Origin of the sequence: Pseudobutyrivibrio sp. OR37 (assembly GCF_900113655.1) — a bacterium.
Lineage (GTDB): Bacteria > Bacillota > Clostridia > Lachnospirales > Lachnospiraceae > Pseudobutyrivibrio.
Genome location: NZ_FOQF01000070.1, coordinates 1 through 2,562, shown reverse-complemented (window position 1 = coordinate 2,562; position 2,562 = coordinate 1). Strand labels below are relative to the sequence as shown.

Genomic DNA, 2,562 nt, shown 5'->3' with positions numbered 1-2,562 from the left:
GCAATCAATAGATAAATCCATTTCATATAAAAACCTCCATATATTAAAATACGCCATTCCTCCACCTGCTAAGACCTAACGGTAAAGGAATGACGTGAATCCCACTACTCGGTAGCAATGGGCGTCTGTTTGTTTAATTGTAGTGATGATAACGCATGATAGTAAGCAGAGTCAATAGCCCCGCTTTCATAATTAATCCTCCTCATACAAAACATACATCAACATATCATAAGCAGCTTGTTTCTTTGCCTGCTTCTTTGACGATGCATCTGCATAAAAGTAATATTCAGCCTCATCAATATGACATTCCACATGCCAAAGGGGATTACCGTTCTCATCATGGTGTTCTTCAGCGGTGTATTCTGGACATGAAAAATACCCTCTACGGGCAAGTGTTTCAAGTTGATTAATTGCCATATTCAATGAAGGCTCATCGATTTCATCTTGAATCGTAAAAAGCATATTATTGACATCTAAATTTCTTACTCTTACAAACTTCAGTATTATTACATTTCCAATCCTTGTTACAATGAATAGATGCTACTAGTATGAAAATTACAGCATCGCATTGTGATTATTCTCGTAAAAAAAGCCTTGTAGCGGATTTATTGCCACTGCAAGACTTTTCACTACTCGAAATCTATAAATGAACCTACACTCTTGAAATAAATGCAAGATTTTCTGTATTACCAGAATCAAGCATCTCAATCAGTCTATTAGCTGGCCCAGTAGGGTGCGTTCTTCCAAGCTCCCATGCTTCTACTGTTTTCTTGGAAACGCCAAGATAGTTTGCAAAAACAGCTTGTGTCATGCCAGCTTTATTACGAACGGCCTTAATTTCAACATTAGAGTAACTTCGTACTGGGTCAATAATATAAGTTGTAGTCTTTGCTTTGCCGTTACCTTTTTCAAAATCAATAGCTTCTTGTAAGCCTTCCTTTAAATCCTCAAATAAAGAACTCATAAACGGTCACCCCCTATTATTAGCAGCTTCTTCTTTCAATGACTTAACAAGTTTCTTTAATATTATCTTCTCTGCTTCTGTAAGATTCTCCTGTTCATTTTTCTTAAAAGCTGTAATTAAATATGTTGCTTCATATTCTTCAAAATCAGTATAGCAAACTCTAATGCTTCCGCTTTTTCCTCTGTTTTCTATAGGAAATCTTACTTTTCTAATTCCACCAGTTCCTTCCATAACAGGTCCCGACTGTGGATCCTTTAAAAGCATAATCTGTAGACGTAATAAATCATCGTCTTTTAACCCTATTTCTTTCCAACGCTTTGTGAAAAGTGGTACTTCTATAAATGTTCTATTCACTTTATACTCCCTTATTAATTTTATTATATACCCTACATTGTAGGGTGTCAATATCAGCTTACAAAAACATCAAGAACCTCCTCGGTCTCTGTCCACCTCTATATTATATTCTACTCGACACATTGTATTTTTATCGGACAGCTCAATGCCAGAAAGTCCAGATATCGTATATGCGATATAATTTTAGGTTGTAAAGTGAATTATATTTCAGAAGACCTTCTTCCATATCTACCTGACAATCCATCCTTCTTAATAACCTGGTCAAATGTTTCACCCTCCACAAGAAATCAGGCGCTTACGTACTATCTCCAATCCGCCCATAGGAACGCAGAACTTCTCATCCCTTGGTGGCTGACATGCCTGATACACTTCTTCCAAATCGAACCACTCTACACTGTCCAGCTCTTCCTCTTGGATGGTAAGATTATCGATGCCTACCTCATCGTCATAGACATAGACAAACGCAATTTCATTGTCTTTGAATGGCTTTCCATGGAATTCCTTTTCATACTGAATAGGAAATGTCCCTTCAAAATGTAAATCATCTGGATCCGCCTGAATACCAAGCTCCTCCGACAATTCTCTAACAGCAGATTCCAATGGCTCATCCCCAGCCTGAATGTGACCGGCTGATGAAGTGTCATATCTGCCTGGAAAAGAATCCTTATTCATAGCTCTCTTCTGTAAAAGGACCTCTGTCTTATCTCCATTTTCACGAACCACCCATATGTGAGCTGTTCTATGTCTAATGCCTTCAGCGTGGGCCTTTGATCTGGTCACTGTCTCGCCGGTAGGTTGCCCTTTTTCATCTACAATATCAAAAATCTCTTCTGCCATGTTTCTCCCTTTTATTCTCATTCTTTTGCAAGTATCTTAAGTCCTGCAATTCCAACTACAATAAGAATAACACATATGACCTGTGGAACCGACAGTTTTTCATGAAAAAGAAATACGCCGAGTAGCGTCGTTCCAAGGACTCCCATTCCAGTCCACATGGCATAGGCGGTACCCAAAGGCAACTGTCTAAGTGCAATGGCTAGGAATACAGCACTGGCTATGTAGCCCACTCCGGTAACAATCGATGGAATCAATACCGTAAATCCGTTAGACATTTTCATTGCCACAGCCCAGGTAATTTCCAACGCTCCAGCAATCAATAGATAAATCCATTTCATATAAAAACCTCCATATATTAAAATACGCCATTCCTCCACCTGCTAAGACCTAACGGTAAAGGAATGACG

General features: G+C 38.7%; 5 protein-coding genes. All 5 read right to left on the bottom strand.

Going from position 1 to position 2,562, the window contains the following annotated elements:
• Positions 1 to 192: 192 nt before the first annotated feature.
• The gene (locus tag BM097_RS15915; protein WP_090552679.1) at positions 193 to 462 is read right to left on the bottom strand and encodes a double-stranded RNA binding motif domain-containing protein; all 270 of its coding nucleotides are present in this window, start codon (positions 460 to 462) and stop codon (positions 193 to 195) included.
• Positions 463 to 652: 190 nt separating this feature from the next.
• Positions 653 to 964 carry a helix-turn-helix domain-containing protein gene (locus tag BM097_RS15910; RefSeq protein WP_090552676.1) on the bottom strand — a complete coding sequence of 104 codons (312 nt, stop codon included), beginning with the start codon at positions 962 to 964 and terminating at the stop codon, positions 653 to 655.
• 6 nt (positions 965 to 970) lie between these two features.
• Entirely contained in the window at positions 971 to 1,318 is a 348-nt protein-coding gene (locus BM097_RS15905) for a type II toxin-antitoxin system RelE/ParE family toxin (protein WP_090552674.1), read from the bottom strand.
• 270 nt (positions 1,319 to 1,588) lie between these two features.
• On the bottom strand, positions 1,589 to 2,155 hold the full coding sequence (locus tag BM097_RS15900; RefSeq protein ID WP_090552671.1) for an NUDIX hydrolase: 567 nt from the start codon (positions 2,153 to 2,155) through the stop codon (positions 1,589 to 1,591).
• A gap of 17 nt (positions 2,156 to 2,172) precedes the next feature.
• Positions 2,173 to 2,493: a DMT family transporter gene (locus tag BM097_RS15895; RefSeq protein WP_090552668.1), complete on the bottom strand. Its 321-nt coding sequence runs from the start codon at positions 2,491 to 2,493 to the stop codon at positions 2,173 to 2,175.
• Positions 2,494 to 2,562 lie beyond the last annotated feature (69 nt).

Excerpts from the sequence above, each read along its gene's own strand:
- BM097_RS15915 (WP_090552679.1), bottom strand. The coding sequence starts at position 462 with ATGCTTTTTACGATTCAAGATGAAATCGATGAGCCTTCATTGAATATG.
- BM097_RS15895 (WP_090552668.1), bottom strand. The coding sequence starts at position 2,493 with ATGAAATGGATTTATCTATTGATTGCTGGAGCGTTGGAAATTACCTGG.
- BM097_RS15910 (WP_090552676.1), bottom strand. The coding sequence starts at position 964 with ATGAGTTCTTTATTTGAGGATTTAAAGGAAGGCTTACAAGAAGCTATT.
- BM097_RS15900 (WP_090552671.1), bottom strand. The coding sequence starts at position 2,155 with ATGGCAGAAGAGATTTTTGATATTGTAGATGAAAAAGGGCAACCTACC.